General features: G+C 61.4%; 25 protein-coding genes and 1 pseudogene. 8 read left to right on the top strand and 18 right to left on the bottom strand.

What is annotated here, in order from left to right; genetic code table 11:
• Nucleotides 1–9: 9 nt before the first annotated feature.
• The 5 genes from recG to exbB form a co-directional block, all read right to left on the bottom strand.
• On the bottom strand, nt 10–2,085 hold the full coding sequence (gene recG, locus BW979_RS02455) for an ATP-dependent DNA helicase RecG (RefSeq protein ID WP_076383096.1): 2,076 nt from the start codon (nt 2,083–2,085) through the stop codon (nt 10–12).
• Between the two features lie 9 nt (nt 2,086–2,094).
• Nucleotides 2,095–3,015 (bottom strand): hydrogen peroxide-inducible genes activator, encoded by a 921-nt coding sequence (locus BW979_RS02450; RefSeq protein ID WP_047226181.1) that lies wholly within the window; start codon nt 3,013–3,015, stop codon nt 2,095–2,097.
• A gap of 295 nt (nt 3,016–3,310) precedes the next feature.
• The gene (locus BW979_RS02445; protein ID WP_076383095.1) at nt 3,311–4,066 is read right to left on the bottom strand and encodes an energy transducer TonB family protein; all 756 of its coding nucleotides are present in this window, start codon (nt 4,064–4,066) and stop codon (nt 3,311–3,313) included.
• Complete coding sequence (gene exbD / locus BW979_RS02440; protein WP_047226179.1) at nt 4,063–4,491, bottom strand: TonB system transport protein ExbD; 429 nt, start codon at nt 4,489–4,491, stop codon at nt 4,063–4,065. The genes BW979_RS02445 and exbD overlap by 4 nt, the downstream gene beginning before the upstream one ends.
• Nucleotides 4,492–4,497: 6 nt before the next feature.
• A complete protein-coding gene (gene exbB, locus BW979_RS02435) occupies nt 4,498–5,478 on the bottom strand; it encodes a tonB-system energizer ExbB (RefSeq protein WP_047226197.1) in 981 nt (326 codons plus the stop codon).
• A 187-nt stretch (nt 5,479–5,665) separates the two neighbouring features.
• Here exbB and BW979_RS02430 point away from each other — a divergent pair, with 187 nt between their 5' ends.
• The gene (locus BW979_RS02430) at nt 5,666–6,523 is read left to right on the top strand and encodes an SDR family oxidoreductase (protein WP_076383094.1); all 858 of its coding nucleotides are present in this window, start codon (nt 5,666–5,668) and stop codon (nt 6,521–6,523) included.
• A gap of 142 nt (nt 6,524–6,665) precedes the next feature.
• Here the strand turns inward: BW979_RS02430 and BW979_RS02425 are convergent, their stop codons facing one another.
• The 6 genes from BW979_RS02425 to BW979_RS02400 all read right to left on the bottom strand — a co-directional run bounded on the left by BW979_RS02425 (nt 6,666) and on the right by BW979_RS02400 (nt 11,961).
• The gene (locus BW979_RS02425) at nt 6,666–7,406 is read right to left on the bottom strand and encodes a hypothetical protein (protein ID WP_076383093.1); all 741 of its coding nucleotides are present in this window, start codon (nt 7,404–7,406) and stop codon (nt 6,666–6,668) included.
• A 54-nt stretch (nt 7,407–7,460) separates the two neighbouring features.
• The gene (locus BW979_RS02420) at nt 7,461–7,841 is read right to left on the bottom strand and encodes a RidA family protein (RefSeq protein WP_003229509.1); all 381 of its coding nucleotides are present in this window, start codon (nt 7,839–7,841) and stop codon (nt 7,461–7,463) included.
• A 27-nt stretch (nt 7,842–7,868) separates the two neighbouring features.
• The gene (gene spoT, locus BW979_RS02415; protein ID WP_047226172.1) at nt 7,869–9,974 is read right to left on the bottom strand and encodes a bifunctional GTP diphosphokinase/guanosine-3',5'-bis pyrophosphate 3'-pyrophosphohydrolase; all 2,106 of its coding nucleotides are present in this window, start codon (nt 9,972–9,974) and stop codon (nt 7,869–7,871) included.
• Between the two features lie 60 nt (nt 9,975–10,034).
• Entirely contained in the window at nt 10,035–10,298 is a 264-nt protein-coding gene (gene rpoZ, locus BW979_RS02410; protein ID WP_003177259.1) for a DNA-directed RNA polymerase subunit omega, read from the bottom strand.
• 166 nt (nt 10,299–10,464) lie between these two features.
• Complete coding sequence (gene gmk, locus BW979_RS02405) at nt 10,465–11,085, bottom strand: guanylate kinase (protein ID WP_047226171.1); 621 nt, start codon at nt 11,083–11,085, stop codon at nt 10,465–10,467.
• Nucleotides 11,086–11,097: 12 nt separating this feature from the next.
• Nucleotides 11,098–11,961 carry a YicC/YloC family endoribonuclease gene (locus BW979_RS02400; protein WP_047226170.1) on the bottom strand — a complete coding sequence of 288 codons (864 nt, stop codon included), beginning with the start codon at nt 11,959–11,961 and terminating at the stop codon, nt 11,098–11,100.
• Between the two features lie 280 nt (nt 11,962–12,241).
• Between BW979_RS02400 and rph the strand changes: the two genes are divergently transcribed.
• Together rph and BW979_RS02390 are read left to right on the top strand one after the other, a co-directional pair.
• Nucleotides 12,242–12,964, top strand: a complete 723-nt coding sequence (gene rph / locus BW979_RS02395) for a ribonuclease PH (RefSeq protein WP_047226169.1) — start codon at nt 12,242–12,244, stop codon at nt 12,962–12,964.
• A 30-nt stretch (nt 12,965–12,994) separates the two neighbouring features.
• Nucleotides 12,995–13,363, top strand: a complete 369-nt coding sequence (locus BW979_RS02390; protein ID WP_047226168.1) for a DUF4870 domain-containing protein — start codon at nt 12,995–12,997, stop codon at nt 13,361–13,363.
• 175 nt (nt 13,364–13,538) lie between these two features.
• Here the strand turns inward: BW979_RS02390 and BW979_RS02385 are convergent, their stop codons facing one another.
• Nucleotides 13,539–14,318: an exodeoxyribonuclease III gene (locus BW979_RS02385; protein ID WP_003177265.1), complete on the bottom strand. Its 780-nt coding sequence runs from the start codon at nt 14,316–14,318 to the stop codon at nt 13,539–13,541.
• Nucleotides 14,319–14,400: 82 nt separating this feature from the next.
• Between BW979_RS02385 and pyrE the strand changes: the two genes are divergently transcribed.
• Nucleotides 14,401–15,045: an orotate phosphoribosyltransferase gene (gene pyrE, locus BW979_RS02380; RefSeq protein ID WP_047226167.1), complete on the top strand. Its 645-nt coding sequence runs from the start codon at nt 14,401–14,403 to the stop codon at nt 15,043–15,045.
• 158 nt (nt 15,046–15,203) lie between these two features.
• Here pyrE and argB read toward each other — a convergent pair whose 3' ends face one another.
• The 4 genes and pseudogenes from argB to coaBC form a co-directional block, all read right to left on the bottom strand.
• On the bottom strand, nt 15,204–16,109 hold the full coding sequence (argB, locus tag BW979_RS02375) for an acetylglutamate kinase (protein ID WP_047226166.1): 906 nt from the start codon (nt 16,107–16,109) through the stop codon (nt 15,204–15,206).
• A 26-nt stretch (nt 16,110–16,135) separates the two neighbouring features.
• A pseudogene (locus tag BW979_RS02370) lies at nt 16,136–17,539 on the bottom strand (phosphomannomutase/phosphoglucomutase); the annotation flags it as partial.
• Nucleotides 17,540–17,790: 251 nt separating this feature from the next.
• Nucleotides 17,791–18,246 carry a dUTP diphosphatase gene (dut, locus tag BW979_RS02365; protein WP_076383091.1) on the bottom strand — a complete coding sequence of 152 codons (456 nt, stop codon included), beginning with the start codon at nt 18,244–18,246 and terminating at the stop codon, nt 17,791–17,793.
• Nucleotides 18,247–18,251: 5 nt separating this feature from the next.
• Nucleotides 18,252–19,460, bottom strand: coding sequence for a bifunctional phosphopantothenoylcysteine decarboxylase/phosphopantothenate--cysteine ligase CoaBC (coaBC, locus tag BW979_RS02360; RefSeq protein ID WP_047226163.1), 1,209 nt, complete (start codon nt 19,458–19,460; stop codon nt 18,252–18,254).
• A 145-nt stretch (nt 19,461–19,605) separates the two neighbouring features.
• On the opposite strand from coaBC, the gene radC reads away from it, so the two are divergent.
• Nucleotides 19,606–20,280, top strand: coding sequence for a RadC family protein (radC, locus tag BW979_RS02355; protein ID WP_047226162.1), 675 nt, complete (start codon nt 19,606–19,608; stop codon nt 20,278–20,280).
• Between the two features lie 133 nt (nt 20,281–20,413).
• Here radC and BW979_RS02350 read toward each other — a convergent pair whose 3' ends face one another.
• Entirely contained in the window at nt 20,414–22,000 is a 1,587-nt protein-coding gene (locus BW979_RS02350) for an ABC transporter substrate-binding protein (protein WP_076383090.1), read from the bottom strand.
• Between the two features lie 436 nt (nt 22,001–22,436).
• On the opposite strand from BW979_RS02350, the gene rpmB reads away from it, so the two are divergent.
• Together rpmB and rpmG are read left to right on the top strand one after the other, a co-directional pair.
• On the top strand, nt 22,437–22,670 hold the full coding sequence (gene rpmB, locus BW979_RS02345; RefSeq protein WP_003177273.1) for a 50S ribosomal protein L28: 234 nt from the start codon (nt 22,437–22,439) through the stop codon (nt 22,668–22,670).
• A gap of 11 nt (nt 22,671–22,681) precedes the next feature.
• Nucleotides 22,682–22,837 (top strand): 50S ribosomal protein L33, encoded by a 156-nt coding sequence (gene rpmG / locus BW979_RS02340; RefSeq protein WP_003177274.1) that lies wholly within the window; start codon nt 22,682–22,684, stop codon nt 22,835–22,837.
• 204 nt (nt 22,838–23,041) lie between these two features.
• On the opposite strand, the gene BW979_RS02335 is transcribed toward rpmG, so the two are convergent.
• The gene (locus BW979_RS02335; protein ID WP_076383089.1) at nt 23,042–23,404 is read right to left on the bottom strand and encodes a cupin domain-containing protein; all 363 of its coding nucleotides are present in this window, start codon (nt 23,402–23,404) and stop codon (nt 23,042–23,044) included.
• A 244-nt stretch (nt 23,405–23,648) separates the two neighbouring features.
• Between BW979_RS02335 and BW979_RS02330 the strand changes: the two genes are divergently transcribed.
• Nucleotides 23,649–25,142, top strand: coding sequence for an aldehyde dehydrogenase (locus BW979_RS02330; RefSeq protein ID WP_076383088.1), 1,494 nt, complete (start codon nt 23,649–23,651; stop codon nt 25,140–25,142).
• Nucleotides 25,143–25,181: the final 39 nt, after the last annotated feature.

The following is a 25,181-nucleotide window of genomic DNA, read 5'->3' as shown; positions in this document are numbered from 1 at the left end:
AGAGCGTGCTCACACTTGGCCGTATTGCTGCCCGTGACGCAACCAGCGATCCAGCAGCGGGCTGACATGCTCCGGCCAGCGCTCCAGCAGCGCCTGGGCGGCGTCGCGTACGGCGGGGAGCAGATCGGCGTCGCGCATCAGGTCGGCTACCTTGAATTGAAGCAGGCCGGTCTGGCGCGTGCCGAGCATTTCACCGGGTCCGCGCAATTCCAGGTCTTTTTCGGCGATGACAAAACCATCGTTGGTTTCGCGCATGATGCCCAGGCGCTGGCGACCAATCTGCGACAGCGGCGGGTGATACAGCAAGACGCAATGGCTGGCGGCACTGCCCCGGCCGACGCGGCCGCGTAGCTGGTGCAACTGTGCCAGACCCAGGCGCTCGGGGTTCTCGATGATCATCAAGCTGGCATTGGGCACATCGACCCCGACTTCGATCACCGTGGTGGCGACCAGCAATTGCAGCGCCCCGGCCTTGAATTCGGCCATGACGGCGGCTTTCTCGGCGGGTTTCATGCGCCCGTGGATCAGCCCGACTTTCAGTTCGCCGAGGGCGGCAGTGAGGTCTTCATAGGTGGTTTCGGCCGCCTGGCAGGTCAGCTCTTCCGACTCTTCGATCAACGTACATACCCAATAGGCCTGCCGCCCTTCGGCGCAGGCACCGCGCACGCGCTCGATCACTTCGACGCGCCGGGTGTCGGTGACCAGCACGGTATTGACTGGTGTGCGTCCGGGAGGCAGTTCGTCGAGGATCGAGGTGTCGAGGTCGGCATAGGCGCTCATGGCCAGGGTCCGCGGAATCGGCGTGGCGGTCATGATCAATTGGTGAGGGCACATCCGCCCGCCCACGCCTTTCTGCCGTAGCGCCAGGCGCTGCTGCACGCCGAAGCGGTGCTGTTCGTCGATGATCACCAGCGCCAGGTTCTTGAACTGCACTTCGTCCTGGAACAACGCATGGGTGCCGACCACCATCGGTGCACCTTCGGCGATCTGCGCCAGGGCGGCTGCGCGATTCTTGCCCTTTAGCTTGCCGGCCAGCCAGGCGACTTCGATCCCCAGGGGTTCGAGCCAGCGCTGGAAGGTGATGAAATGTTGTTCGGCGAGAATCTCGGTGGGCGCCATCAACGCCACTTGATAGCCGGCTTCCAGGGCCTGGAGCGCGGCGAGGGCGGCGACCACGGTCTTGCCGGCACCCACATCGCCCTGGATCAGCCGCAGCATCGGTTCGGGCTGGCTCAGGTCGTAGGCGATTTCGTTGCCGACCCGCTGCTGGGCCCCTGTGGGTTTAAAGCCGAGGTTAGCCAGGTAACGGGCGGGCAGATCCTTGGCCTTGGGCATGGCCGGGGCGCGCAGGGAACGCAGGCTTTCGCGCAGGCGTTGCTGGGACAGTTGATGGGTCAGCAGCTCTTCAAAGGCCAGCCGGTGCTGGGCCCAGTGATGCCCCAGGGCCAGTTCGTCGACATCGGCGTCGGCTGGCGGATGGTGCAGGTAGCGAATCGCATCAGCCAGCGGCGCCAGTTGATAATCCCGGGCCAGTTCGTTGGGCAGCCAGTCGGGCAGGCTGCTGGGGCCGAGCAGGGTCAGGGTTTGCTGGCAGAGCTGGCGCAGGCGCTGTTGGGTCAGGCCTTCGGTGAGCGGGTAGACCGGGGTCAGGGTTTCATCCACCGGGGGCGGCTCGTCGCCGGTGATGGCGCGGTATTCCGGGTGATAGATCTCCAGCCCGGACGCACCGGGTCGCGCTTCACCGTAGCAGCGCACGCGGGTGCCACGCTTGAGGCTCTCCTTTTGCGCATTGCTGAAGTGATAGAAGCGCAGGCTCAGCCCGCCGGTGCCGTCCTGCAGGCGCACCACCAGGCTCCGGCGCCGACCCATGACCACGTCGGCGCCGCTGACGGTGCCTTCGATCACGGCGTCCTGGCCCGGACGTAAATGCCCGATGGGCACGACGCGGGTGCGGTCCTGGTAACGCAGCGGCAGGTGGAACAGCACGTCCTGAAGGTTTTCCAGGCCAACCTTGGCCAGCTTCTCGGCCATGGCTTCACCGACACCCTTGAGTGCCGTGACCGGCACTTTCGACAGCTCAGTCATGGCCGGGGCTTACTTGGCAGTGGGCGGCTTGGCCACGGAACACAGGCGGATCGAGTCAGCGAGGATCTCGATGGCCTTGGGTCGCGGAAAGCTGGCGCGCCAGGCGATGGCAACGGTGCGGAACGGCACGGGCGGCGTCAGTGGGCGAACCTCGATCACGCCAGGGGCGTAATGATGGCTGTCCACCGCCGACAGCGGCAAAATCGAAATGCCCAGGCCCGAGGCGACCATGTGGCGAATGGTTTCCAGGGAGCTGGATTCCACCGTGGTGTGCTTGGCGCCTTCGCTGCCTTTGGTCAGGGTCGGGCAGGCTTCCAGCACCTGGTCGCGGAAGCAGTGGCCTTCGCCGAGCAGCAGCAGGCTCTTGTCGTTGAGCAGGCCGGCGTCGATGGATTTTTTCTGGGTCCACGGATGCTGGGCCGGCATCAACACGTAGAACGGCTCGTCGTAGAGCGGCAGGGTCAGGACATCGGCTTCGTTGAACGGCAGGGCGATGATGATCGCGTCCAGTTCGCCGTTGCGCAGTTTGTCGCGCAGCACATGGGTGAAGTTTTCTTCGATGTACAACGGCATCTGCGGGGCGACCCGGTGCAGTTGCGGAATCAGGTGCGGGAACAGGTACGGGCCGACGGTGTAGATCGCGCCGACTTTCAGTGGGGCGGTCAGCTGGTTTTTGCCGGCCTGGGCCAGTTCACGGATGCCCTGAGCCTGTTCCAGGACTTTCTGTGCCTGGGCAACGATGCCTTCGCCCACTGGGGTCAGGCGCACGGCGCTTTTGCTGCGCTCGAAAATCAGCACGCCGAGCTCGTCTTCAAGCTTTTTCACGCCCACCGAAAGCGTCGGCTGGCTGACATGGCAACGCTCGGCGGCGTGGCCGAAATGTTGCTCCTGGGCGAGGGTGACGATGTAGCGTAATTCTGTGAGGGTCATGGCGAGCGTCCGTGAAGTTGCGAGCCAAGCATACCGGCTGCAATCGATAGACGCACGTTATCAGACTGGGGGTGCGGTGTGACACTGCCTAATGTGGGTATGGTGAGGGGATTTAACGACGCATATGGATTATTTGTGGGAGCAAGGCTTGCCCGCGATGAAGCGAGCGCGGTCCTCTCCGGAACCGAGGTGCCTGTATCGCGAGCAAGTTTTGCTCACACAGGCCCCCTTGCTCTACAGATACATTCCCTTCACCAGAAAAAATAAGCCCCTGTAACAGGGGCTTGCCAATGGGTTAACGCCGACGCTTGTCGATGGAGTACACGAACGGCGCGACGATTTCGATGGAGCCGTTAACCAGCATGTCGGCCGGAGGCTTGGGCAGCGGTTGGGCGCGGCGAATCATTTCCAGGGTCGCCCGGTCCAGGGCGGCGTTGCCGGACTTGCTCACCAGCTCGAAGGACAACACATTGCCTTCGGCGTCCACCACGAACCGTAAACGGTTCAAGCCTTCCTTGCCGCGCGACTGGGCGCTGGCGGGGTATTTCTTGTACTTGCCCAAGTGCGCAAGCAAGGTGCCTTGCCAACTGGCCTTGGCCGCCATTTGCGCGGGGGATGGGCCAGGCGCCGGTTGCGCGGATTTCTCGGTCGGTGCCTTGGTCGGTTGAGTATCGCTGGGCTTTTGCTCCGACGGTTCTTCCTTGGGCGGTTCCGGTTTTTTCTCCACGGGCTTGGGTTTGGGCTTGGGCGGCTTAGGCTTGGGCTTGACCGGCTTGGGCACCGAAATCTCCGGTTTCTCGGCTTCGGCGATTTTAGGCAGCGGCAGTTCTTCGACCGGCTCCGGAGGCTGCGGTGGCGTGACGACTTTAGGCGGTGCGGGCGGTGGTGGGGCCGGAACCGGCGCCAACTCGACCATCATCGCCTGGGGCGGCAATTCAATGGGCGGGTTTGACGTCCAGTTCAGCGCCAGGGCAATGGCGAGCGCATGCACGCCCAGCACCACGGCCAGGCTACCGCTGTAACGCGTCAGCTTTTGGCGCGTCGTGATCATTTCTTGGGCGCCGTCTCAAGTCCGACCAGGCCGACCTTCAGGTATCCGGCGGCGCGCAGGGCGTCCATCACGCTCATCAAGTCGCCGTAATCCACGCCTTTATCCGCCTGGAAGAAGATCGTCGTGTCCTTTTTGCCTTGGGTCTTGGCGTCGAGGGTCGCGCCGAGGCTATCGGCCTTGACCTCGTCTTCGCCCAAGAACAGGCGTTGGTCAGCCTTGACGCTGAGGAATACCGGTTTTTCCGGCCGCGGCGAAGGCTTGGCCGTCGAAGCCGGAAGGTCGACCTTGATGTCCACGGTGGCGAGCGGAGCGGCCACCATGAAGATGATCAACAGCACCAGCATCACGTCGATGAACGGCGTGACGTTGATTTCGTGGTTCTCGGCCAGATCGTCGTCTGCGCCTTCTTTCAAATGCAGGCCCATGGCCGATTACCCCACTTTCACCATGTGCGGTTGCGAGCCACGCTCGGGTGGCAGGTGGTCGAGGTCGCGGCTGACCAGCAACAGGACTTCGGCCGAAGCGTCCGAGACCTGGGCCTTGTAACCGGCAATGGAGCGGGCGAACACGTTGTAGATGACCACCGCGGGGATCGCCGCGACCAGACCCAGAGCCGTCGCGAGCAGGGCTTCGGCGATGCCAGGCGCCACGACAGCGAGGTTGGTGGTCTGGGTCTTAGCGATGCCGATGAAGCTGTTCATGATGCCCCACACGGTGCCGAACAGGCCGACGAACGGCGCGGTGGAACCGATGGTGGCGAGCACGCCGGTGCCGCTGCTCATGTTGCGACCGCAGGCTGCGACCAGGCGCTCGAGGCGGAAACTCACGCGCTCCTTGATGCCTTCCTTCTCACGACTGTTGGCCGACAGGCGCATCTCTTCGAGGGCGTCGTGAACCAGCAGATTGGCCAGGGTGCCCTCTTTGGCCGCAGAGGCGCTGGCCTCTTTGAGGGTGGTGGCTTTTTTCAGGTTGGCGATTTCACCGCGCAAGCGGCGCTTGGCGCCCATCAGCTCGAAGCCCTTGGCGATCCAGATGGTCCAGGTGATGATCGAGGCGATGGCCAGGCCGATCATGACGATCTTCACGATAATGTCGGCGTTCTGGTACATGCCCCATGGCGACAGATCGTGGGCCATGCCCAAGGTATTGTCGGCTTCGAGCATTTGAGGTGCGTCTGCGGCGTCGGCTTCGACGGCCTGGGCCGGCTCGCTGGCCTGAGGAGCCGCTACAGGCTCGGCTGCATCGACCGGCGCCTGGCTGGCGGCGGGTGCGGTGGCCGGGGTCGTGGCTGGCGCTTGGGCATCGGCGAACGCGGCGGCGGGTGCTAGCAGCAGGCTGAGCAGCAGGGCTGCCATGGCACTCCAGGCGCGAGGTCGGTTGGTTGGCGAAGCGGAGGGGAGATAGCGTGTCATGCTGGCCGGACCTGAGAGAAAAAGAAGGTTGATGTTCTTCCAGGCCTCGTGGGCCGAGAACAAAACTGGCTCGCATTATTGCAAGTAATTCTTGTTAACAAAAGTAATACAGTATCTTTTTTTCCTGCATTGCTAGCCGCTCGTCCCCTCTGGCAGCTAGTCTGCGGCTTTACGAGAGGAGATTTTGATGTCCGCGCCTTCTGTTTTGATCGCCGGCTGCGGTGATATCGGTGGCCGCCTGGCGAGTCAGTTGCGGGCCGAGCAGTGGCAGGTCTACGGCTTGCGCCGTACGGTTTCGCAGCTGCCGGCCGGGGTTGTCGGGGTAGCGGGGGACTTGTTCAACGAGCAATGTCCCGCTGATTGGCCCACCGGTCCACTGGATTACGTGGTGTACAGCGTCGCCGCCACCGAGCATGACGAGGCGGGTTACCGCGCGGCTTATGTCCAAGGCTTACAGCATGTGTTGAGCTGGCTGAAGCAGCATGGACAGCAGCCAAAACGACTGCTTTTTGTCTCCAGCAGCAGCGTCTACGGACAGAAGGGTGGCGAGTGGGTCGATGAAAGCTCGCCCACCGTGGCCGGTGGCTATTCCGGCCGGCTGATGCTCGAAGCTGAACAGGTGGCGCTCGACAGCGGCATCCCGGCCAGCCGCGTGCGTCTGACCGGTATCTATGGTCCGGGCCGTGAATGGTTGCTGAGCCAGGTGCGCCAGGGCTATAGCGTGGTGGAAGATCCGCCCCTCTACGCCAACCGCATCCATGCCGACGACGCGGCGGGCCTGCTGGCCTTCCTGCTGGAAGCCGACCGCCAGGGCAAGCCCCTGGAAGACTGCTACATCGGCGTCGACGACACTCCCGCCGCGCTGGCCGAGGTGGTGGGTTGGCTGCGTGATTACATGGGCGTCACCCAATGGGCCGAAAACGCCAGCGTCCGCCGCGCCGGCAGCAAGCGCTGCAGCAATGCACGGGCGAAGGCCTTGGGCTGGACACCGAGGTATCCGAGTTTTCGTGAGGGGTATGCGGCGATTCTGGAGGGGCGCTGCTGATCTTTTAAGCACCCCAAAAACAAACGGTGGGAGCAAAGCTTGCTCGCGATAGCGGTTTTACAGCCAACAGAGGTGTTGTCTGTGACGACGTCATCGCGAGCAAGCTTTGCTCCCACAGGCTCGATCCCACAGGGAGTCCGACTTACTGCTTCTCCAACACCCACTGCCGGTCACCCGGCGTGAACGAAGGCATTTCATCCGCCAGTGCCGCATTCACGGTCTGGAAAATTTCCAGCTTCTTGCCGTCGCGAGAGAAGATCCAGGTGTTGCCCTGGCCGTTCTGTTGCAGCCAGATGTTGTCGTTGCCGCCGCTCATGGACGCGCAGTCGCCGGCCAGGCACAGGGCGTAGCGGTCGGCGCCTGGTAGTCCGCTGACCTGGCCGTCGGGTTGGAACTGCACGCTGGCGCCCTGGCCAGGGCCGTTGACGATGTTCCAGGTGCCGCCCAGATAAGCGGTATACAGCGCCCGTTCGAAACTGGCGCCCAGCGGCGCACCCTCGGGCACCTGGACCTGGGCGCGCTCGAACACTTGCTGCGGCTCGTTCTCGGTGGCGGATTGGTTCAACTGGTCGCCGTCGCGTTGCAGTTCGCTGGCGGAGCTGCCGTAGAAATCGACTTTCCACGCACCGTCTTCTTCGCCCAGCAGCTTGCCTTCGACATTCTCGAAACCGTTGGTGTAACGCGCCTGGCCGGCCCGGGTGTTGACGTCCCATTCCAGGTTCGGGCCATAGGCCTGCAGCGCCTCGCGCAGCGGGCCGCCCTTGGCGGCGGCGTCGATTGCCGCCTGGTTGATCCAGGTGCCGCTGATATCACGGTCGGCAGGGTCGCTGGCGCAGCCGCCCAACAGCAGGGCAGCCAGCGAAAGAGCAAGCGCTTTGCGCATGGTGGAATCCTTAAACGAAAACGGCGCAGCCGGGGGGAGGCTGCGCCGGGCGTGTTACTCGATGACCAGGATGGCGTCCATCTCAACCTGCGAACCCTTCGGCAGGGCTGCTACGCCGATGGCGGCGCGGGCAGGGTAAGGCTGGTCGAAGTACTTGCCCATGATCTCGTTGACCTTGGCGAAGTGGCTCAGGTCGGTGAGGAAGATGTTGAGCTTGACGATGTCCTTGAACGAACCGCCGGCAGCTTCGGCCACGGCCTTGAGGTTCTCGAACACCTGCACGGTCTGGGCTTCGAAGCCTTCTACCAGTTCCATGGTTTTCGGGTCCAGCGGGATCTGGCCCGACATGTACACGGTGTTGCCCGCCTTGATTGCCTGGGAATACGTACCGATGGCGGCCGGGGCTTTGTCGCTGGTGATAACGGTCTTGGTCATTTATGACTCCTTGTAATGGATGGGGAGCTATGCACGCATACGAGTGATACGGATGACGCCAGTCAGGGCGCGTAGCTTCTTGATCACGCGGGCCAGGTGCACGCGGTCGTGCACGCTGACCACCAGTTGGACGACGCTGATGCGGCCATCGCGCTCATCCATGCTGATTTTTTCGATATTGCCGTCGGCGGCGTTGACGCTGCTGGCCAGCAAGGCGATCAGGCCACGCTGGTGCTCCAGTTCGACCCGCAGCTCGACATTGAATTCGCCGGTGACATCCTTGGCCCAGGAGAGCTGGATGCATTTTTCCGGGTTGTGGCGGATTTCGCTGATGTTGCGGCAGTTATCCAGGTGCACCACCATCCCTTTGCCTGCGGACAGATGGCCGACAATCGGATCGCCAGGAATCGGCGTGCAGCACTTGGCATAGCTGAGCACCAGGCCTTCGGTACCACGAATGGCCAGGGGACCTTCGGGGCTAGGCAGCTGTTCGCCTTCGCCGAGCAGGCGGCGGGCGACGACGTAGGCCATGCGATTGCCCAGGCCGATGTCTTCCAGCAGGTCTTCGATCAGTTCCAGGCGGTACTCGCTGAGCATGATCTGCACGCGTTCAGCCGGGATCTTGTCCAGGGAGCTGTCGAAACCGTTGAGGACTTTGTTGAGCAAGCGTTCGCCCAGGCTGATGGATTCAGAGCGGCGTTGTAGCTTCAAGGCATGGCGGATGTGTGTGCGGGCTTTGCCGGTGACCACGAAATTGAGCCATGCCGGATTTGGCCGCGCGCCGGCGGCGCTGACGATTTCCACCGTGGAGCCGCTTTGCAGCGGTTCGGACAACGGCGCCAGGCGGCGGTTGATCCGGCACGCGATGCAGCTGTTGCCGACGTCGGTGTGTACTGCATAGGCAAAGTCCACCGCCGTGGAGCCTTTGGGCAGCTCCATGATCCGGCCTTTGGGCGTGAAAACGTAGACCTCGTCCGGAAACAGGTCGATCTTCACGCTTTCGATGAATTCCAGGGAGTTGCCGGCCCGCTGCTGCATTTCCAGCACGCCTTTGACCCACTGGCGGGCCCGGGCGTGGGTGCTCTTGGGTTGTTCGTCGCCGCTGGACTTGTACAGCCAGTGCGCAGCGATGCCATTGTTGGCCATCTCTTCCATTTCGCGGGTGCGGATCTGGATTTCGATCGGTACGCCGTGCATGCCGAAGAGCGTGGTGTGCAGCGACTGGTAGCCGTTGGCCTTGGGAATCGCGATGTAGTCCTTGAAGCGCCCAGGCAATGGTTTGTACAAATTATGTACAGCGCCCAGTACGCGGTAGCAGGTATCGACCTTGTCGACGATGATCCGGAACGCGTAGACGTCCATGATCTCGTTGAAGGCCCGACGCTTGCCGCGCATCTTCTTGTAGATGCCGTAGAGGTGTTTCTGTCGGCCGCTGACCTCGCCTTCGATGCCGTCGATGGTCAGGCAGTGGCTCAAGGATTCTTCGATCTTGTTGACGATTTCCTTGCGGTTGCCCCGGGCGCGCTTGACGGCCTGGTTGATCCGCGCCGAACGCATCGGGTGCATGGCCTTGAAACCGAGGTCTTCGAACTCGATGCGGATCGCGTGCATGCCCAGGCGATTGGCGATGGGCGCATAGATTTCCAGGGTTTCCTTGGCGATTCGCCGGCGTTTTTCACCGGACAACACTTCCAGTGTTCGCATGTTGTGCAGGCGGTCGGCGAGCTTGACCAGGATCACGCGAATGTCGCGCGCCATGGCCATGGCCATTTTCTGGAAGTTTTCGGCCTGGGCCTCGGCCTTGGTCTCGAAGTTCATCTGGGTCAGTTTGCTGACCCCGTCGACCAGTTCGGCCACGGTTTCGCCGAACTGCGCCTGCAGCGCTTCCTTGGCGATGCCGGTGTCTTCGATCACGTCATGCAGCATCGCCGCCATCAGGCTCTGATGGTCCATGTGCATGTCGGCAAGAATGTTCGCCACCGCAAGCGGGTGCGTGACGTACGCCTCGCCGCTGCGGCGGCGCTGGCCGTCGTGGGCTTGTTCGGCGTAGAAATAGGCTCGGCGGACCAGGTTGACCTGGTCCGTGCCGAGGTAGGCCGATAAGCGATCGGCGAGGGCGTCTATGCTCGGCATGATAATGACTCCTGCCGTTTGCTGTGACCCCGCGCCGTGCTACGTCGACCAGGCATAGGCTTAGACCGCCTCGTTGGACTCGTCCTCGAACGCTGCGAACAGCGGTTCGTCTTCAACGATTTCAGCGTTGGCGATGAACTCGTAGCTCATCAGGCCTTCGGCGATTTCACGCAGCGCTACCACGGTAGGCTTGTCGTTTTCCCACTGGACCAACGGCTCTTTGCCACCGGTGGCCAGTTGACGGGCACGCTTGGTAGAGAGCATGACCAGCTCAAAGCGGTTTTCCACGTGTTCTAGGCAGTCTTCAACGGTTACGCGGGCCATGGTATTCCTCGGAGCGAATGCAATATGCGCGCTGCCCGGTTGGGCGAGCGGACTCAACAGTTTAAAAAAACGCCAGCGTTTAGGGAAGCGCTGATTTTTTGACCAGCCCCTCGACCCGCTACAAGCTCCAATGTAAAGCCGTCGCAGCGGTTTTGGGAAGGGCTGTTCAGCCCAGCAGTTCGGCCAATAATTTACCGAAACGTTGCTGCTGGCGTTTCTGCTGCAGCTGGCTGGCGCGGAAAATCGCCTTCAGATCGTCTAGCGCATGGGCGAAATCGTCGTTGATGATCAGGTAATCGTAGTCGACGTAGTGGCTCATTTCGCTGACCGCTTCGCGCATCCGGCCTTCGATGATGTCGTCGCTGTCCTGGCCGCGATTGGTCAGGCGCTGGCGCAAGGCCTGCTGGCTCGGTGGCAGGATAAAGATCGAACGGGCCTGGGGCATCAGCTTGCGGACCTGCTCGGCACCCTGCCAGTCGATTTCCAGGATCAGGTCGTGGCCTTCGTCCAGGGTTTGCTGCAGATAGCTTTGCGAGGTGCCATAGAGGTTGCCGAAGACTTCGGCGCGCTCGAGGAAGTCCCCGTGCTCGGCCATTTTCACGAACTGTTCGCGGTCGACGAAGTGATAGTTCACCCCGTCCACTTCGCCCGGGCGCATGGCGCGGGTGGTGTGCGAGACCGAGACGCGGATCTGCGGCTCGGCGTCGATCAGCGCCTTGACCAGGCTGGTCTTGCCGGCCCCAGAGGGCGCGGAAATGATGTAGAGAGTGCCGGTGCTGTGGGTCATGTCGGGTTAGCCTTACTCAATGTTCTGCACTTGTTCGCGCATTTGCTCGATCAACACCTTGAGGTTGACCGCAGCCTGGGTGCTGCGCGGGTCGAAGGCTTTGGAGCCCAGTGTGTTGGCTTCGCGGTTGAGTTCCTGCATCAGGAAGTCCAGGCGGCGACCGGCCGCCCCACCGGATTTGAGTACCCGGCGAACTTCAATGATGTGGGTGCTCAGGCGATCCAGTTCTTCGGCCACGTCGCTTTTTTGCGCGAGCATGACCATTTCCTGTTCCAGGCGCTGCGGGTCCAGCTCGGCCTTCATGTCGACGAAGCGGTCGAGCACTTTCTGACGTTGGGTGGCGAGCATTTGCGGGACTAGTTCGCGCAGGGTGACGACGTCTTCCTCTATGGAAGTCAGGCGCTCGTCGATCAACCGGGCCAGTTCCGCGCCTTCGCGCTCGCGGCCGGCCTTGAGTTCTTTCAGGCCTTGATTGAACAACGCCAGCGCTTCGGCATTCAGGGCCTGCGGGTCGCTCGCATCACCTACCAGCACGCCGGGCCAGGCCAGGACTTCCAGCGGGTTCAGAGGCGCGGGGTGCTTGATCAGGCTGGCGACGGTTTCGGCGGCAGCCACCAGTTGCGCGGCGCGCTCGCGGTCCACCTGCAAGGCCTTGCCGGTGCTTTCTTCGGTGAAGCGCAGGGTGCATTCCAGCTTGCCCCGGGACAGGCCCTGGCGCAGGGCTTCACGCACGCTGCCTTCAAGGTCGCGAAAGGATTCGGGCAGGCGCAGGTGCGGCTCCAGGTAGCGGCTGTTGACCGAGCGCAGTTCCCAGCTCAGCGTGCCTTGGATGCCGGCTTTCTCGACGCGGGCGAAGGCGGTCATGCTGTGCACCATGGAGATTCCTCGCAATGCAGGCGGACGCAACGGGTAGTCGTAGCGCCTGGTATCTGTGGATAAAAGCCGAAGGGCAGCAAAGGCGCAGGATTGTAGCGCAGTGAGGTGCATGCCCCCAAACCGTGCATGTGACAAAGCGCTGCGGCTCGTCGGTCAGAGGTCAAGGGGGCTTGGCTCGTTGCAGCGGTTTTTTGGAACCGCGCGACGTTTAAACTGCCCTATGGCGGCCCACGGCTCTATAATGCTCGGCAGTTTTCCGTCCTCTGTACAGGTGTTCCCTATGAAACGTCCAAGTGGTCGCGCTGCCGATCAGCTTCGCTCGATCCGCATTACCCGCAACTACACCAAACACGCCGAGGGATCTGTACTGGTCGAATTCGGTGATACCAAAGTCATCTGCACCGTCAGCGTCGAAAACGGTGTGCCACGGTTCCTCAAGGGCCAGGGTCAAGGCTGGCTGACCGCCGAATACGGCATGCTGCCGCGCTCCACTGGTGAGCGCAACCAGCGTGAAGCCAGCCGCGGCAAGCAGGGCGGACGTACCCTGGAAATCCAGCGTCTGATTGGCCGTTCGCTGCGCGCCGCGCTGGACATGTCCAAGCTCGGTGACGTGACGTTGTATGTCGATTGCGACGTGATCCAGGCTGACGGCGGCACTCGCACCGCGTCCATCACCGGCGCCATGGTCGCACTGGCCGATGCCTTGAAAGTGATCAAGAAGCGTGGCGGCCTCAAGGGCGGCGATCCGCTCAAGCAGATGATCGCTGCGGTCTCCGTGGGCATGTACCAGGGCGAGCCGGTGCTGGACCTGGACTACCTGGAAGACTCCGCCGCCGAGACCGACCTGAACGTGGTCATGACCAGCGCTGGCGGCTTCATCGAAATCCAGGGCACCGCCGAAGGCGCGCCGTTCCAGCCGGAAGAATTGAGCGCTATGCTGGAATTGGCAAAGAAAGGCATGAACGAGATTTTCGAACTGCAAAAAGCCGCACTGGCTGACTGATCGTTTCGCGCTTCAGACAAGGAGAACGTCATGAGTGATGAGCAAACCCTACTGCCCCAGCCCAGCAAGGAGGCGCGCCAATGGGCGATGTTCTGTCACTTGTCCGCCTTGTTGGGCATCTGGATTCCGTTCGGTACGTTGATCGGCCCGCTGGTGCTCTGGCAGCTCAAGCGCGAGACTGACCCGTTCATCGATGCACAAGGCAAGGAAGCGCTGAACTTCCAGATCACTGTGGCAATTGCCTCAGCGATCAGTCTGCTTCTGATGATCGTGGTGATCGGCTTCTTCCTGTTCGGGTTGGTGGCTATCGGTGCGCTGGTGCTGACCATCATCGGTGGGGTGAAGGCCAATGAAGGGCAGCCGTATCGGTATCCGTTTACCTGGCGGCTGGTCAAATAACGATCAACGAGTAACCACTTGTGGGAGCGAGCCTGCTCGCGATAGCGGTTCATCATTCAACACAAATGTTGGCTGACCCACCGCCATCGCGAGCAGGCTCGCTCCCACAGTAGAAAGGGTTGCTCACAAAAAAACCGACATGGCTGTCGGTTTTTTTGTGGCTGCGAAACGACACTCAGATCGTCAGCGTCCAGTCGTAATCCACGATCAGTGGCGCATGCTGCGAGAAGCGTGGCTGGCGCGGCAGGCGAGCGCTGCGCACGAAGCGGCGCAGACCAGGCGTCAGCAACTGGTAGTCGAAACGCCAGCCGAGGTTGAGCATCTCGGCCTGTTCGTTGTCTGGCCACCAGCTGTATTGGTCGCCTTCACGGCTGACTTCCCGCAGGGCGTCAACATAGCCCATGTTGCCGACAATCTCGTCCATCCAGGCCCGTTCCGGCGCCAGGAAACCCGGGGATTGCTGGCTGTCGCGCCAGTTCTTGATATCCAGCTTCTGTTGCGCCACGTACAGCGAGCCACAATAGATGTACTCGCGACGTTTGCGCCGCTGTTTATCCAGATAACGGGCGAAGTCGTCCATCAACTTGAATTTCTGATTCAAATCTTCATCGCCGTTCTGCCCCGAAGGGAGCAGTAAGGTCGCGATGCTGACCTTGTCGAAATCGGCCTGCAGGTAGCGCCCGTAGCGGTCCGCCGTCTCGAAACCGAGACCGTTGATGACAGCCTTCGGTTGCAGCCGCGAGTACAAAGCCACGCCACCCTGGGCGGGGACTTCGGCATCGCAGGCATAAAGGAAGTAACCATCCAGTTGGAAGGCTGCATCGTCCAGTTCAAAGGCGGAGGCGCGGGTGTCCTGCAGGCAGATGACGTCGGCATTCTGTGCTTGCAGCCAACTGAGCAACCCTCGCTCCACTGCAGCCTGAATACCATTGACGTTCACACTGATGATCCGCATAAATGGCCCCAAAAATCACGTGCGTGTATGATACACGGCGTGTACCTATTTAGCTAAATCCGTGGTATTTGGGGCTTTTTTCATGCAGGCGTATCAGCGCGATTTCATTCGTTTTGCCATCGATCGCGGCGTTTTGCGCTTCGGTGAGTTCACCCTCAAGTCCGGCCGCACGAGCCCGTACTTCTTCAATGCCGGCCTGTTCAACACCGGTGCCGCCCTGGCGCAACTGGGCCGTTTCTATGCGGCGGCCATTGTCGAGAGCGGCATTCCGTTCGACGTGCTGTTCGGCCCGGCCTACAAAGGCATTCCTCTGGCCGCCACCACTGCGGTCGCCCTGGCCGAACACCACGGCCGCGACCTGCCCTGGTGCTTCAACCGCAAGGAAGCCAAGGCTCATGGTGAAGGGGGCAGCCTGGTGGGCGCGCCGCTGACCGGTGAAGTGCTGATCATCGACGACGTGATCACCGCCGGCACCGCCATTCGTGAAGTGATGCAGATCATCGGTTCCCAGGAAGGCGCCAAGGCCGCCGGTGTGCTGATCGCCCTGAATCGCCAAGAGCGCGGCAACGGTGAGTTGTCTGCGATCCAGGAAGTGGAGCGTGACTTCAACATTCCGGTGGTCAGCATCGTGTCGCTGACCCAGGTGCTGGAGTTTTTGGCCGACGACCCGCAGCTCAAGCAGCATTTGCCGGCGGTTGAGGCTTATCGGGCGCAGTTCGGCGTTTAAAGATTTGCACATTCCCTGGTGGGAGCGAGCCTGCTCGCGATAGCCATTCAACATTCATGTTGGCTGAATCACCGCTATCGCGAGCAAGCTCGCTCCTACAGTGCGTAAAAAAAGACCCCGCTCAGTCTGGCTGAGCGGGGTCTTTTTATGGGTGTCGCTTACGGACGCTTGCGATTGCTGATCAACGTGCCCACGCCGGTATCGGTGAAGATCTCCAGCAGGATCGCATTCGGTACCCGGCCGTCGATGATCAAGGAGCTGCCAACGCCGCCCTGGACCGCTTCCAGTGCGCAGCGGATCTTCGGCAGCATGCCGCCGTAGATGGTGCCGTCGGCGATCAGTTCATCGACCTGTTGAGTCGACAATCCGGTCAGGACCTTGCCGGTCTTGTCCATCAGGCCGGCGATGTTGGTCAGCAGCATCAGCTTTTCCGCTTTCAGTGCTTCGGCAACCTTGCCTGCCACCAGGTCGGCGTTGATGTTGTAGGACTCACCGTTGGCGCCGACGCCGATGGGCGCGATTACCGGGATGAAGTCGCCCTTGACCAGCAGGTTCAGCAAGTCGGTGTTGATGCCGACCACTTCGCCCACATGGCCGATGTCGATGATTTCCGGCTGGGTCATCTCCGGCGTCTGGCGGGTGACGGTGAGTTTCTTCGCCCGGATCAGCTCGGCGTCTTTACCTGTCAGGCCGATGGCGCTGCCGCCATGCCGGTTGATCAGGTTGACGATGTCCTTGTTGACCTGGCCGCCGAGGACCATCTCCACCACATCCATGGTCTGCGCGTCGGTGACGCGCATGCCGTCGATGAAGTGGCTCTCGATCGACAGGCGCTTGAGCAGGTCGCCGATCTGTGGGCCACCACCGTGAACGACCACCGGGTTGATGCCCACAGCCTTCATCAGCACGATGTCGCGAGCGAAGCCGGTTTTCAGCTCCTCGCTTTCCATCGCGTTGCCGCCGTATTTGATCACCAGGGTCTTGCCGACATAGCGTCGGATATAAGGCAACGCTTCGGACAGGACCTTGGCGGTATTGGCGGCGGCTTCGCGTTCGAGGGTCATTCAGGGCTCCGGTGGTGCTTCAAAAATCAGAACGGTAGTTGAAGATCAGGTGCAACACGTTTGAGTTGGGTGTGGAACACATCCTTGATGCGCTGCAGTTCGGCTTCGTTGTCGGCTTCGAAACGCAGCACCAGCACCGGCGTGGTGTTGGATGCGCGAACCAGGCCCCAGCCTTGGGGATAGTCGACCCGCACACCATCGATGGTGGTCAGTTCGGCCCCTTCGCCCCATTGAGCGTCGTGCAGTGCATCAATGATGCTGAATTTGCTCTCTTCGGTCACATGGATATTGATTTCCGGCGTAGAAATATCGTTCGGGAAGGTCGCGAAGAGCTCTTCGGCCGTGGATTTCTCTTTGCTGAGGATCTCCAGCAGGCGTGCGGCGCTGTAGATGCCGTCGTCGAAACCGAACCAGCGCTCCTTGAAGAAGATGTGGCCGCTCATTTCGCCGGCCAGCAGGGCGCCACTCTCTTTCATTTTCTTCTTGATCAACGAGTGGCCGGTTTTCCACATCAGTGGGCGACCGCCGTATTCCTTGATCAGCGGCACCAGGCGGCGGGTGCATTTAACGTCGAAAATGATTTCGGCGTTCGGATTGCGCGCCACCACGTCACGGGCGAACAGCATCAGCAAGCGGTCCGGGAACACGACGCTGCCGGTGTTGGTGACCACGCCCACGCGGTCGCCGTCGCCGTCGAAGGCCAGGCCCAGGTCGGCGTTGGTTTCCTCGACCTTGGCGATCAGGTCTTGCAGGTTTTCCAGCTTGCCCGGGTCCGGGTGATGGTTGGGGAAGTTGCCGTCCACTTCGCAGAACAGCGGGATGACTTCGCAGTTCAGGGCTTTAATCAGTTGTGGGGCGATCACGCCGGCCGCGCCGTTGCCGCAATCGACCACCACTTTCAGGCGGCGGGAGAGCTTCACATCCTTGACGATTTCATCGTTGTAGCGCTCCAGGATGTCCACCTTGGTGACGCTGCCCTGGCCGCTGCTCAGGTCATTGGTCTTGAGGCGGGTGTGCAAGGCCTGGATCTGCTCGTTGGCGAGGGTGTCGCCGGCGATGACGATCTTGAAGCCGTTGTAGTTCGACGGGTTGTGGCTGCCAGTGAGCATCACGCCGGATTTACCGGCCAGCACGTTGGCGGCGTAGTACAGCGCTGGCGTCGGCACCAGGCCCACGTCGCTGACATGGCAACCACTGTCGGCAACCCCTTTGATCAATTGTTCAACCAGCTCGGGGCCGGACAAGCGACCATCGCGACCGACACACACGTTCGGTTCACCCTGGGCCAGGCTCTGGGAGCCGATGGCGCGGCCGATCCAATAGGCGGTTTCGGCGGTGAGGGTCTCCGGTACCACGCCACGGATGTCGTAGGCGCGGAAGATGCTGTCAGGAAAAATTGGGGCGATTGCGGCTGGGGTGTTCATGGGCGGGGCGCTCTATCAGGAAGATGACTGGACAGGCCGACGGTTCGCGTCGGCAGGCTCAAACTGAAGGGTATGACGGCGTTTTTGGCAGAGAGTTCGTGGTGGGAAAGTGCCATGAGACAGCGTTACCTCGCCTCTATCGCCTAATACATTGATTCCAAGTGGGAAACCTTGTAGCCAGCCTGTGGGCATTTTTCGTCCTGAAACAGAAGCTTAATAAAGGGGCCGGGCAAGGCGCCCGGCCTGAAACAGCTGGATCAGTGACTGCCGGAATGCCCGAAGCCACCAGCGCCGCGCTGGCTCTCGTCGAATTCTTCCACCAGTTCGAAGCGCGCCTGGACCACCGGTACCAGCACCAGTTGGGCGATGCGCTCGCCCACGGCGATGTTGAATGCCGTTTGACCACGGTTCCAGCACGACACCATCAGTTCGCCTTGGTAATCGGAGTCGATCAGGCCCACCAGGTTGCCCAGTACGATGCCATGCTTATGGCCCAGGCCCGAGCGCGGCAGGATCAACGCAGCCAGGCCTGGGTCGCCGATGTACACCGACAGGCCGGTTGGGATCAGCAGGGTCTGGCCGGGCTCCAGGACGGTGTCCTGCTTGAGCATGGCCCGCAGGTCGAGGCCGGCGGAACCCGGTGTGGCGTAATGCGGCAGCGGGAATTCGGTGCCGATGCGAGGGTCGAGGATCTTGGCTTGTAGAGCGTGCATGTCAATTAAACCTGGTTCAGCCGTTCGGCGATAAAAGTGATCAGCTGGCGGGCAATCTTGCTCTTGCTGGTCTGGGCGAAAAGGGTGGCGTGCAACTGGCGGTCGATCACGCTGCAGGCGTTTTCCTCGCTGTTGAAGCCAATGCTCGGGTTGGCGACGTCGTTGGCGACGATCAAGTCCAGGTTCTTGTCCTTGAGCTTGCGCGCGGCGTAGTCGAGCAGGTGCTCGGTTTCGGCGGCGAAGCCGACACTGAATGGACGGTCCGGGCGGGTGGCGATGGTCGCGAGGATGTCCGGGTTGCGCACCATTTGTAGTAGCAGGCCGTCGCCGCTCGTAGGGTCTTTCTTAAGTTTTTGCGGGGCGACTACTTCGGGGCGGTAGTCCGCCACCGCCGCCGAGGCGATGAACAGGTCGCACGGGATAGCCGCTTCGCAGGCCGCCAGCATGTCCCGGGCGCTGACCACGTCGATGCGGGTCACCCGATCAGGGGTCGGCAAATGCACGGGGCCGGTGATCAGCGTGACCCGGGCGCCGGCTTCCACGGCGGCTTCGGCCAGGGCGAAGCCCATTTTCCCGGAGCTGTGGTTGGTGATGTAGCGCACCGGGTCGATGTTTTCCTGGGTCGGTCCGGCGGTGATCAGCACATGCTTGCCGGTCAGTGCCTGGCGCTGGAAGCAGTCGGCGGCGCACTGGGCCAGGTCGTTGGCTTCGAGCATGCGTCCCATGCCGACATCGCCGCAGGCCTGGCTGCCGGAAGCCGGGCCAAAGACTTTCAGGTCGCGGCTTTGGAGCAATTGCAGATTGGCCTGGGTGGCCGGATCGCGCCACATGGCCTGGTTCATGGCTGGCGCGAGGGCAACCACGGCGTCGGTGGCGAGCACCAGGGTGGTCAGCAAATCATCGGCGATGCCTTGGGCCAGGCGGGCGATCAGGTCGGCCGTGGCTGGGGCGATCAGCACCAGGTCGGCCCACTTGGCCAGTTCGATATGACCCATGGCGGCTTCGGCCGCCGGGTCGAGCAGATCCAGGTGGACCGGGTGCCCGGACAGGGCCTGCATGGTCAGCGGGGTGATGAATTCACTGCCGCCGCGAGTCATGACGACCCGTACTTCCGCGCCCTGGTCGATAAGCCTGCGGACCAGCTCGGCGCTCTTGTAGGCGGCAATGCCGCCGCCGACGCCCAGAACGATGCGTTTCCGATACAGCCGCTGCATAGGCCTGCCTTTCGATTTCAATGGTCAGTGCAGGACGAACCCCACGGCAGCAGCCTGCCTGGGTGCAAATCGCCTGCAAAAAAGATGGGCTACGATATCACAGCGACCGCTACGGAACAGCGGCGCCCACAATCAGGGAGATGCTATGAGTATTCGCGACTGGCCGGTGGCCGAGCGGCCACGGGAGAGGTTACTGGAGTTGGGATCGGCGAGTCTTTCGGACGCCGAGCTTTTGGCGATTTTCTTGCGCACGGGTGTGTCGGGTAAAAGCGCCGTGGACCTGGCGCGACATCTGCTGCATCAATTTGGTGGCCTGCGGGTTTTGCTCGAGGCTGATCTGCGTACCTTCAACGCACATCTGGGGCTGGGCCCGGCGAAATTCGCGCAGTTGCAGGCCGTGCTGGAGATGGGGCGTCGGCATCTGGCCGAAAATTTGCGGCGGGAATCGGTGCTGGAGAGCCCGCTGGCCGTGCGGGACTACCTCAAGGCCATGTTGCGTCACGAGCCTCATGAAGTGTTTGGATGTCTGTTCCTCGATTCCCGGCATCGGGTGTTGGCGTATGAGGCGCTGTTTCGCGGTTCCATCGACAGTGCGAGTGTCTATCCCCGGCAGGTGGTCAAGCGCGCCCTGGCCCATAACGCCGCAGCGTTGATCCTGTGCCACAACCACCCCTCCGGCAACACCGAGCCCAGCCAGGCCGACCGGGTACTCACTGAGCGGCTTCAGGAAGCACTGGAGTTGATCGATGTGCGGGTGCTCGACCACTTCATCGTCGGCGATGGTGAGCCGCTGTCCATGGCGGAGTATGGGTGGATGTAGCCACGGTCAGGCTTGAATAATCCCTTGTGGGAGCAAAGCTTGCTCGCGATAGCGGTTTTACAGCCAACGGAAGTGTTGTATGTAACGACGTCATCGCGAGCAAGCTTTGCTCCCACAGGGGGGCTGGCAGTGGTTACTTGATACTGACCTTGGAGTAATCCTGCCGCCCAAACGGGCTGACCGAGTAACCCTGCACATCCTTGCGGGTCAGGGCGAACGCGGTCGGGTGCGCCAGGGGCAGCCACAGGGCCTGTTGCTGGATCTGCGCCTGGGCCTGCTCATAGAGTTTGGTGCGCACGCCCTGCTCGCTCGTGGTTTTGCCGGCACTGATCACTTTATCCAGGTCCGGGTTGCAATAACGGGCGAAGTTGGTGCCGGACTTGAGTGCCGCGCAGGAAAACTGCGGCGTGAGGAAGTTGTCCGGGTCACCGTTGTCACCGGCCCAGCCCATGAACAGCAAGTCATGTTCGCCGGCCTTGGCGCGACGGATCAGTTCGCCCCATTCGATCACGCGAATCTCGGCCTGAATGCCGATCTGCGCCAGGTCGGCCTGCAGCAGCTGCGCGCCCAGACTGGGGTTGGGGTTCAGCAGGCTGCCGGAAGGGCGGGTCCAGATGGTGGTCTGAAAGCCGTCCTTCAAACCGGCCCTGGCCAGAAGATCACGGGCCTTGGCCGGGTCATGGGCGTAACCGGGCAAGTTTTTGGCGTAGCTCCAGGTGTTCGGAGGGTAGGGGCCCTTGGCCGCTTCGGCGGTGCCCTCGAAAACGGCCTTGAGGTAGCTGGCCTTGTCGAAGGCCAGGTTGACGGCTTGTCGAACCTCGGGCTTGTCGAAGGGCGGGTGCTGGCTGTTGATCGCCACGAACGCGGTCATGAAGGCGTCGGTCTGCGCCACTTTCAACGTCGGCTCCTGCCTGGCGGCCTGGACGTCCTGCGGCTTGGGTGACAGGGCGATCTGGCATTCGTTGCGCCGCAGTTTTTGCAGGCGCACATTCGCGTCCGGCGTGATGGCGAAGATCAGCGGATCCACCTGGGGCTTGCCGGCGAAATAGTCGTGGTTGGCCTTGTAGCGAATCGAAGCGTCTTTCTGGAACCGGTTGAAAATGAACGGGCCTGTGCCGATGGGCTGATTGTTGAGTGCTTCTGGCGTGCCGGCTTTCATCAGCTGATCGGCGTATTCGGCCGAATAGATGGAGGCAAAGCCCATGCTCAAGGTGGCCAGGAAGGTCGAATCCGCATGATCGAGGATGAAGCGCACGGTCAGCGGGTCCAGCGCGTCGATTTTCTTGATCAAGCTCGGTAGCTGCATGGACTGGGCGTGGGGGAAACCGCTCTGGGCGATTTTGTGCCAAGGGTTTGCCGGGTCAAGCATGCGTTCGAAGCTGAACTTGACGTCCTCGGCGGTCAGATCGCGGCGCGGCGTGAAGTATTCGGTCCGGTGGAATTTGACCTGGGGGCGCAGCTTGAACACGTAGGTCAGTCCATCGGACGAGACTTCCCAGCTCTCGGCGAGGCTGGGGATGACCTTGCCGCTGGCGGTGTCGAAATCCACCAGGCGATTCATCAGCACGTCGGCGGATGCGTTGGTGGTGGTCAGCGAATTGTACTGAACGACATCGAATCCTTCCGGGCTGGCCTCGGTGCAAACGCTCAGGGCGGCGGCCTGGGCCAGCGGGCTGATCAGCAGAGGGGCGAGCAACAGTGGGAGGGCAGCGAGGCGCATGGTCGGTTTCCTGTGCAAGTCGAAGGCCCATCTGCATGTGCAGTCTGGAAAAGACCTACCCTAGTGGCCTCGTTGGAAAATAACTATCCCCTTTTTGCATTTTCCGGCACCCTGCGGCGCTGTATTAACGGCTCAAGCTCGGCATCGGTTAAAAAAACCGGCCTGCAGCGACGAGCGGTCAAAGGCGGCGCCAGCCTGTGCCCCAGCCGTTCGGGGGCGTTACGCGTCGCTTTCCAACGAAGACAAATCACACCGGCAGTTGTTGCACTGTGGTCTTTCTGGTATAAAGCAGCGCTCTTTTCTAGGGGCCCGGTTCCTTCACTGTAGGTGTAGCCGGTAAGACCCTTAAAGAAACGCGGCGCCTGGCGCCAAATGACTGAGAGATTAAGCGGCCAACCCATGCCGGGTTGGGCATGTGGTTTTAGAGGGCTGAGGCATGTCGAGAGTCTGTCAAGTTACCGGTAAGGGTCCGGTGACTGGGAATAACATTTCCCACGCAAACAACAAAACCCGTCGTCGTTTCCTGCCGAACCTGCAGCATCACCGCTTCTGGGTTGAAGAAGAGAAACGTTTTGTGCGTCTGCGCGTATCTGCCAAAGGCATGCGTATCATCGACAAGCGTGGCATCAGTGTCGTGCTGGCCGAACTTCGTCGCGATGGCAAGGTTTAAGGGAGCTAATCATGCGTGAATTGATTCGTTTGATCTCGAGCGCCGGTACTGGTCACTTCTACACTACCGACAAGAACAAGCGTACTACCCCGGACAAAATCGAGATCAAGAAATATGATCCGGTTGTTCGCAAGCACGTGATCTACAAGGAAGGCAAAATCAAGTAATTGATTTTTCCCTACTTACGAAAAAGGCCCGTATCGCAAGATACGGGCCTTTTTTGTTGCCGGATTTTTGTTGCCTATTGGGGCCTCATCGCGAGCAGGCTCGCTCCCACAGGGCATTGTGCTTGCCTGAAACTCAGGCATTACACAACGCCAATGTGGGAGCGAGCCTGCTCGCGATGAGGCCAGGTCTAACGATGCAAATCCTCAAACCTTCTGTTCAAACACCACATAAATCTTGCGGCACGCCTCCAACACTTCCCAAGTGCCGGTGAACCCCGCCGGGATCACGAAGCGGTCGCCGGCCCGCAGGGTCTTGGCATTGCCATCATTGTCCCGCAGCACGGAAACGCCCTGGACGATCTCGCAGTATTCATGTTCGGTGTAGTTGACCGTCCACTGGCCGACCGCGCCTTCCCACACGCCTGCATTCATTTGCCCGCAAGGGCTGCTGTAGTGGTTGAACACCGTTTGTTCGGGATCACCCTTGAGTACCTTGGCTGCGTCCGGGCGATAGCGTTCGGCGGTGGTACTGGCCTGACTGAAATCGACGATGTCCTGGATGCTCATGCGGCAATTCTCCGGTAATGACGGCGCGAATGGCTGGAAGAGCCAAAGTCTATGTTTATTAAAACGAACATCGCAAGGCCGTTTGCCAGCGTTGTGTCAAATATATTGAAACATTACCAGCCGCTGGTTTAGGGTGGCGGGTGCCCCGCGCCGAAAACAGCGCCGAAAACAGGCCGGCTGGGCAGAATTCGTGGAGCGCTGCGCATCGCGTGGCGTTCGTACTCAATAAGAGGAGGACACTCGCATGACCACCCTGACTCGTGCCGACTGGGAACAACGCGCCCGCGACCTGAAGATCGAAGGCCGCGCCTTCATCAACGGCGAATACACCGATGCGGTGTCCGGCGAAACCTTTGATTGCCTCAGCCCGGTGGATGGCCGTGTGCTGGGCAAGATCGCCAGTTGCGACGTCGCCGACGCCCAACGTGCCGTCGAAAACGCCCGCACCACCTTCAACTCCGGTGTCTGGTCGCGCCTGGCGCCGAGCAAGCGTAAAGCGACCATGATCCGCTTTGCCGGCCTGCTCAAGCAGAACGCCGAAGAACTGGCGCTGCTCGAAACCCTGGACATGGGCAAGCCGATCAGCGACTCCTTGAATATCGATGTTCCCGGTGCAGCTCAAGCGTTGAGCTGGAGCGGTGAAGCCATCGACAAGATTTACGATGAAGTGGCCGCGACCCCCCACGATCAGTTGGGCCTGGTGACCCGTGAACCGGTGGGCGTCGTAGGCGCTATCGTGCCGTGGAATTTCCCACTGATGATGGCCTGCTGGAAGCTCGGCCCGGCGCTGTCCACCGGTAACTCGGTGGTGCTCAAGCCGTCGGAAAAATCCCCGCTCACCGCTATCCGCATTGCCGCATTGGCAGTGGAGGCCGGTATTCCCAAGGGCGTGCTCAACGTGCTGCCGGGCTACGGCCACACGGTTGGCAAGGCCCTTGCCCTGCACATGGACGTCGATACCCTGGTGTTCACCGGTTCCACCAAAATCGCCAAGCAACTGATGGTTTACTCGGGCGAGTCCAACATGAAGCGTGTCTGGCTGGAAGCCGGCGGCAAGAGCCCGAACATCGTGTTCGCCGATGCCCCGGACCTGCAAGCCGCCGCCGAGTCCGCCGCCAGTGCCATTGCCTTCAACCAGGGCGAAGTCTGCACCGCCGGCTCGCGACTGTTGGTGGAGCGTTCCATCAAGGACACCTTCCTGCCGCTGGTGATTGAAGCGCTCAAGGGCTGGAAACCTGGCAACCCCCTGGACCCGGCCACCAATGTCGGCGCCCTGGTGGATACCCAGCAGATGAACACCGTGCTGTCCTACATTGAGGCCGGTCACAGCGACGGCGCCAAGCTGGTGGCCGGCGGCAAGCGGATCCTCGAAGAAACCGGCGGCACCTATGTCGAGCCGACGATTTTCGACGGGGTGAGCAACGCCATGAAAATCGCCCAGGAAGAGATTTTCGGTCCGGTGCTGTCGGTCATCGCTTTCGATACCGCCGAGGAGGCCATCCAGATCGCCAACGACACGCCGTACGGCCTGGCCGCGGCGGTATGGACCAAGGACATTTCCAAGGCTCACCTGACCGCCAAGGCGCTGCGTGCTGGCAGCGTTTGGGTCAACCAGTATGACGGCGGCGACATGACCGCACCGTTCGGCGGCTTCAAGCAGTCGGGTAACGGCCGCGACAAGTCGCTGCATGCGTTCGACAAGTACACCGAGCTGAAGGCGACCTGGATCAAGCTCTGACAGGGGCGGCCCCGGATCCTGTTCGGGGCTGCATGCAGT

It is taken from the genome of Pseudomonas sp. A214 (assembly GCF_900156295.1).
Lineage (GTDB): Bacteria > Pseudomonadota > Gammaproteobacteria > Pseudomonadales > Pseudomonadaceae > Aquipseudomonas > Aquipseudomonas rhizophila.
This window is presented reverse-complemented; position numbering and strand designations above follow the sequence as displayed.

Bases quoted from the DNA above. Each gene is read 5' to 3' on its own strand.
- recG (WP_076383096.1), bottom strand. From the start codon at position 2,085: ATGACTGAGCTGTCGAAAGTGCCGGTCACGGCACTCAAGGGTGTCGGT.
- BW979_RS02450 (WP_047226181.1), bottom strand. From the start codon at position 3,015: ATGACCCTCACAGAATTACGCTACATCGTCACCCTCGCCCAGGAGCAA.
- BW979_RS02445 (WP_076383095.1), bottom strand. From the start codon at position 4,066: ATGATCACGACGCGCCAAAAGCTGACGCGTTACAGCGGTAGCCTGGCC.
- exbD (WP_047226179.1), bottom strand. From the start codon at position 4,491: ATGGGCCTGCATTTGAAAGAAGGCGCAGACGACGATCTGGCCGAGAAC.
- exbB (WP_047226197.1), bottom strand. From the start codon at position 5,478: ATGACACGCTATCTCCCCTCCGCTTCGCCAACCAACCGACCTCGCGCC.
- BW979_RS02430 (WP_076383094.1), top strand. From the start codon at position 5,666: ATGTCCGCGCCTTCTGTTTTGATCGCCGGCTGCGGTGATATCGGTGGC.
- BW979_RS02425 (WP_076383093.1), bottom strand. From the start codon at position 7,406: ATGCGCAAAGCGCTTGCTCTTTCGCTGGCTGCCCTGCTGTTGGGCGGC.
- BW979_RS02420 (WP_003229509.1), bottom strand. From the start codon at position 7,841: ATGACCAAGACCGTTATCACCAGCGACAAAGCCCCGGCCGCCATCGGT.
- spoT (WP_047226172.1), bottom strand. From the start codon at position 9,974: ATGCCGAGCATAGACGCCCTCGCCGATCGCTTATCGGCCTACCTCGGC.
- rpoZ (WP_003177259.1), bottom strand. From the start codon at position 10,298: ATGGCCCGCGTAACCGTTGAAGACTGCCTAGAACACGTGGAAAACCGC.
- gmk (WP_047226171.1), bottom strand. From the start codon at position 11,085: ATGACCCACAGCACCGGCACTCTCTACATCATTTCCGCGCCCTCTGGG.
- BW979_RS02400 (WP_047226170.1), bottom strand. From the start codon at position 11,961: ATGGTGCACAGCATGACCGCCTTCGCCCGCGTCGAGAAAGCCGGCATC.
- rph (WP_047226169.1), top strand. From the start codon at position 12,242: ATGAAACGTCCAAGTGGTCGCGCTGCCGATCAGCTTCGCTCGATCCGC.
- BW979_RS02390 (WP_047226168.1), top strand. From the start codon at position 12,995: ATGAGTGATGAGCAAACCCTACTGCCCCAGCCCAGCAAGGAGGCGCGC.
- BW979_RS02385 (WP_003177265.1), bottom strand. From the start codon at position 14,318: ATGCGGATCATCAGTGTGAACGTCAATGGTATTCAGGCTGCAGTGGAG.
- pyrE (WP_047226167.1), top strand. From the start codon at position 14,401: ATGCAGGCGTATCAGCGCGATTTCATTCGTTTTGCCATCGATCGCGGC.
- argB (WP_047226166.1), bottom strand. From the start codon at position 16,109: ATGACCCTCGAACGCGAAGCCGCCGCCAATACCGCCAAGGTCCTGTCC.
- dut (WP_076383091.1), bottom strand. From the start codon at position 18,246: ATGCACGCTCTACAAGCCAAGATCCTCGACCCTCGCATCGGCACCGAA.
- coaBC (WP_047226163.1), bottom strand. From the start codon at position 19,460: ATGCAGCGGCTGTATCGGAAACGCATCGTTCTGGGCGTCGGCGGCGGC.
- radC (WP_047226162.1), top strand. From the start codon at position 19,606: ATGAGTATTCGCGACTGGCCGGTGGCCGAGCGGCCACGGGAGAGGTTA.
- BW979_RS02350 (WP_076383090.1), bottom strand. From the start codon at position 22,000: ATGCGCCTCGCTGCCCTCCCACTGTTGCTCGCCCCTCTGCTGATCAGC.
- rpmB (WP_003177273.1), top strand. From the start codon at position 22,437: ATGTCGAGAGTCTGTCAAGTTACCGGTAAGGGTCCGGTGACTGGGAAT.
- rpmG (WP_003177274.1), top strand. From the start codon at position 22,682: ATGCGTGAATTGATTCGTTTGATCTCGAGCGCCGGTACTGGTCACTTC.
- BW979_RS02335 (WP_076383089.1), bottom strand. From the start codon at position 23,404: ATGAGCATCCAGGACATCGTCGATTTCAGTCAGGCCAGTACCACCGCC.
- BW979_RS02330 (WP_076383088.1), top strand. From the start codon at position 23,649: ATGACCACCCTGACTCGTGCCGACTGGGAACAACGCGCCCGCGACCTG.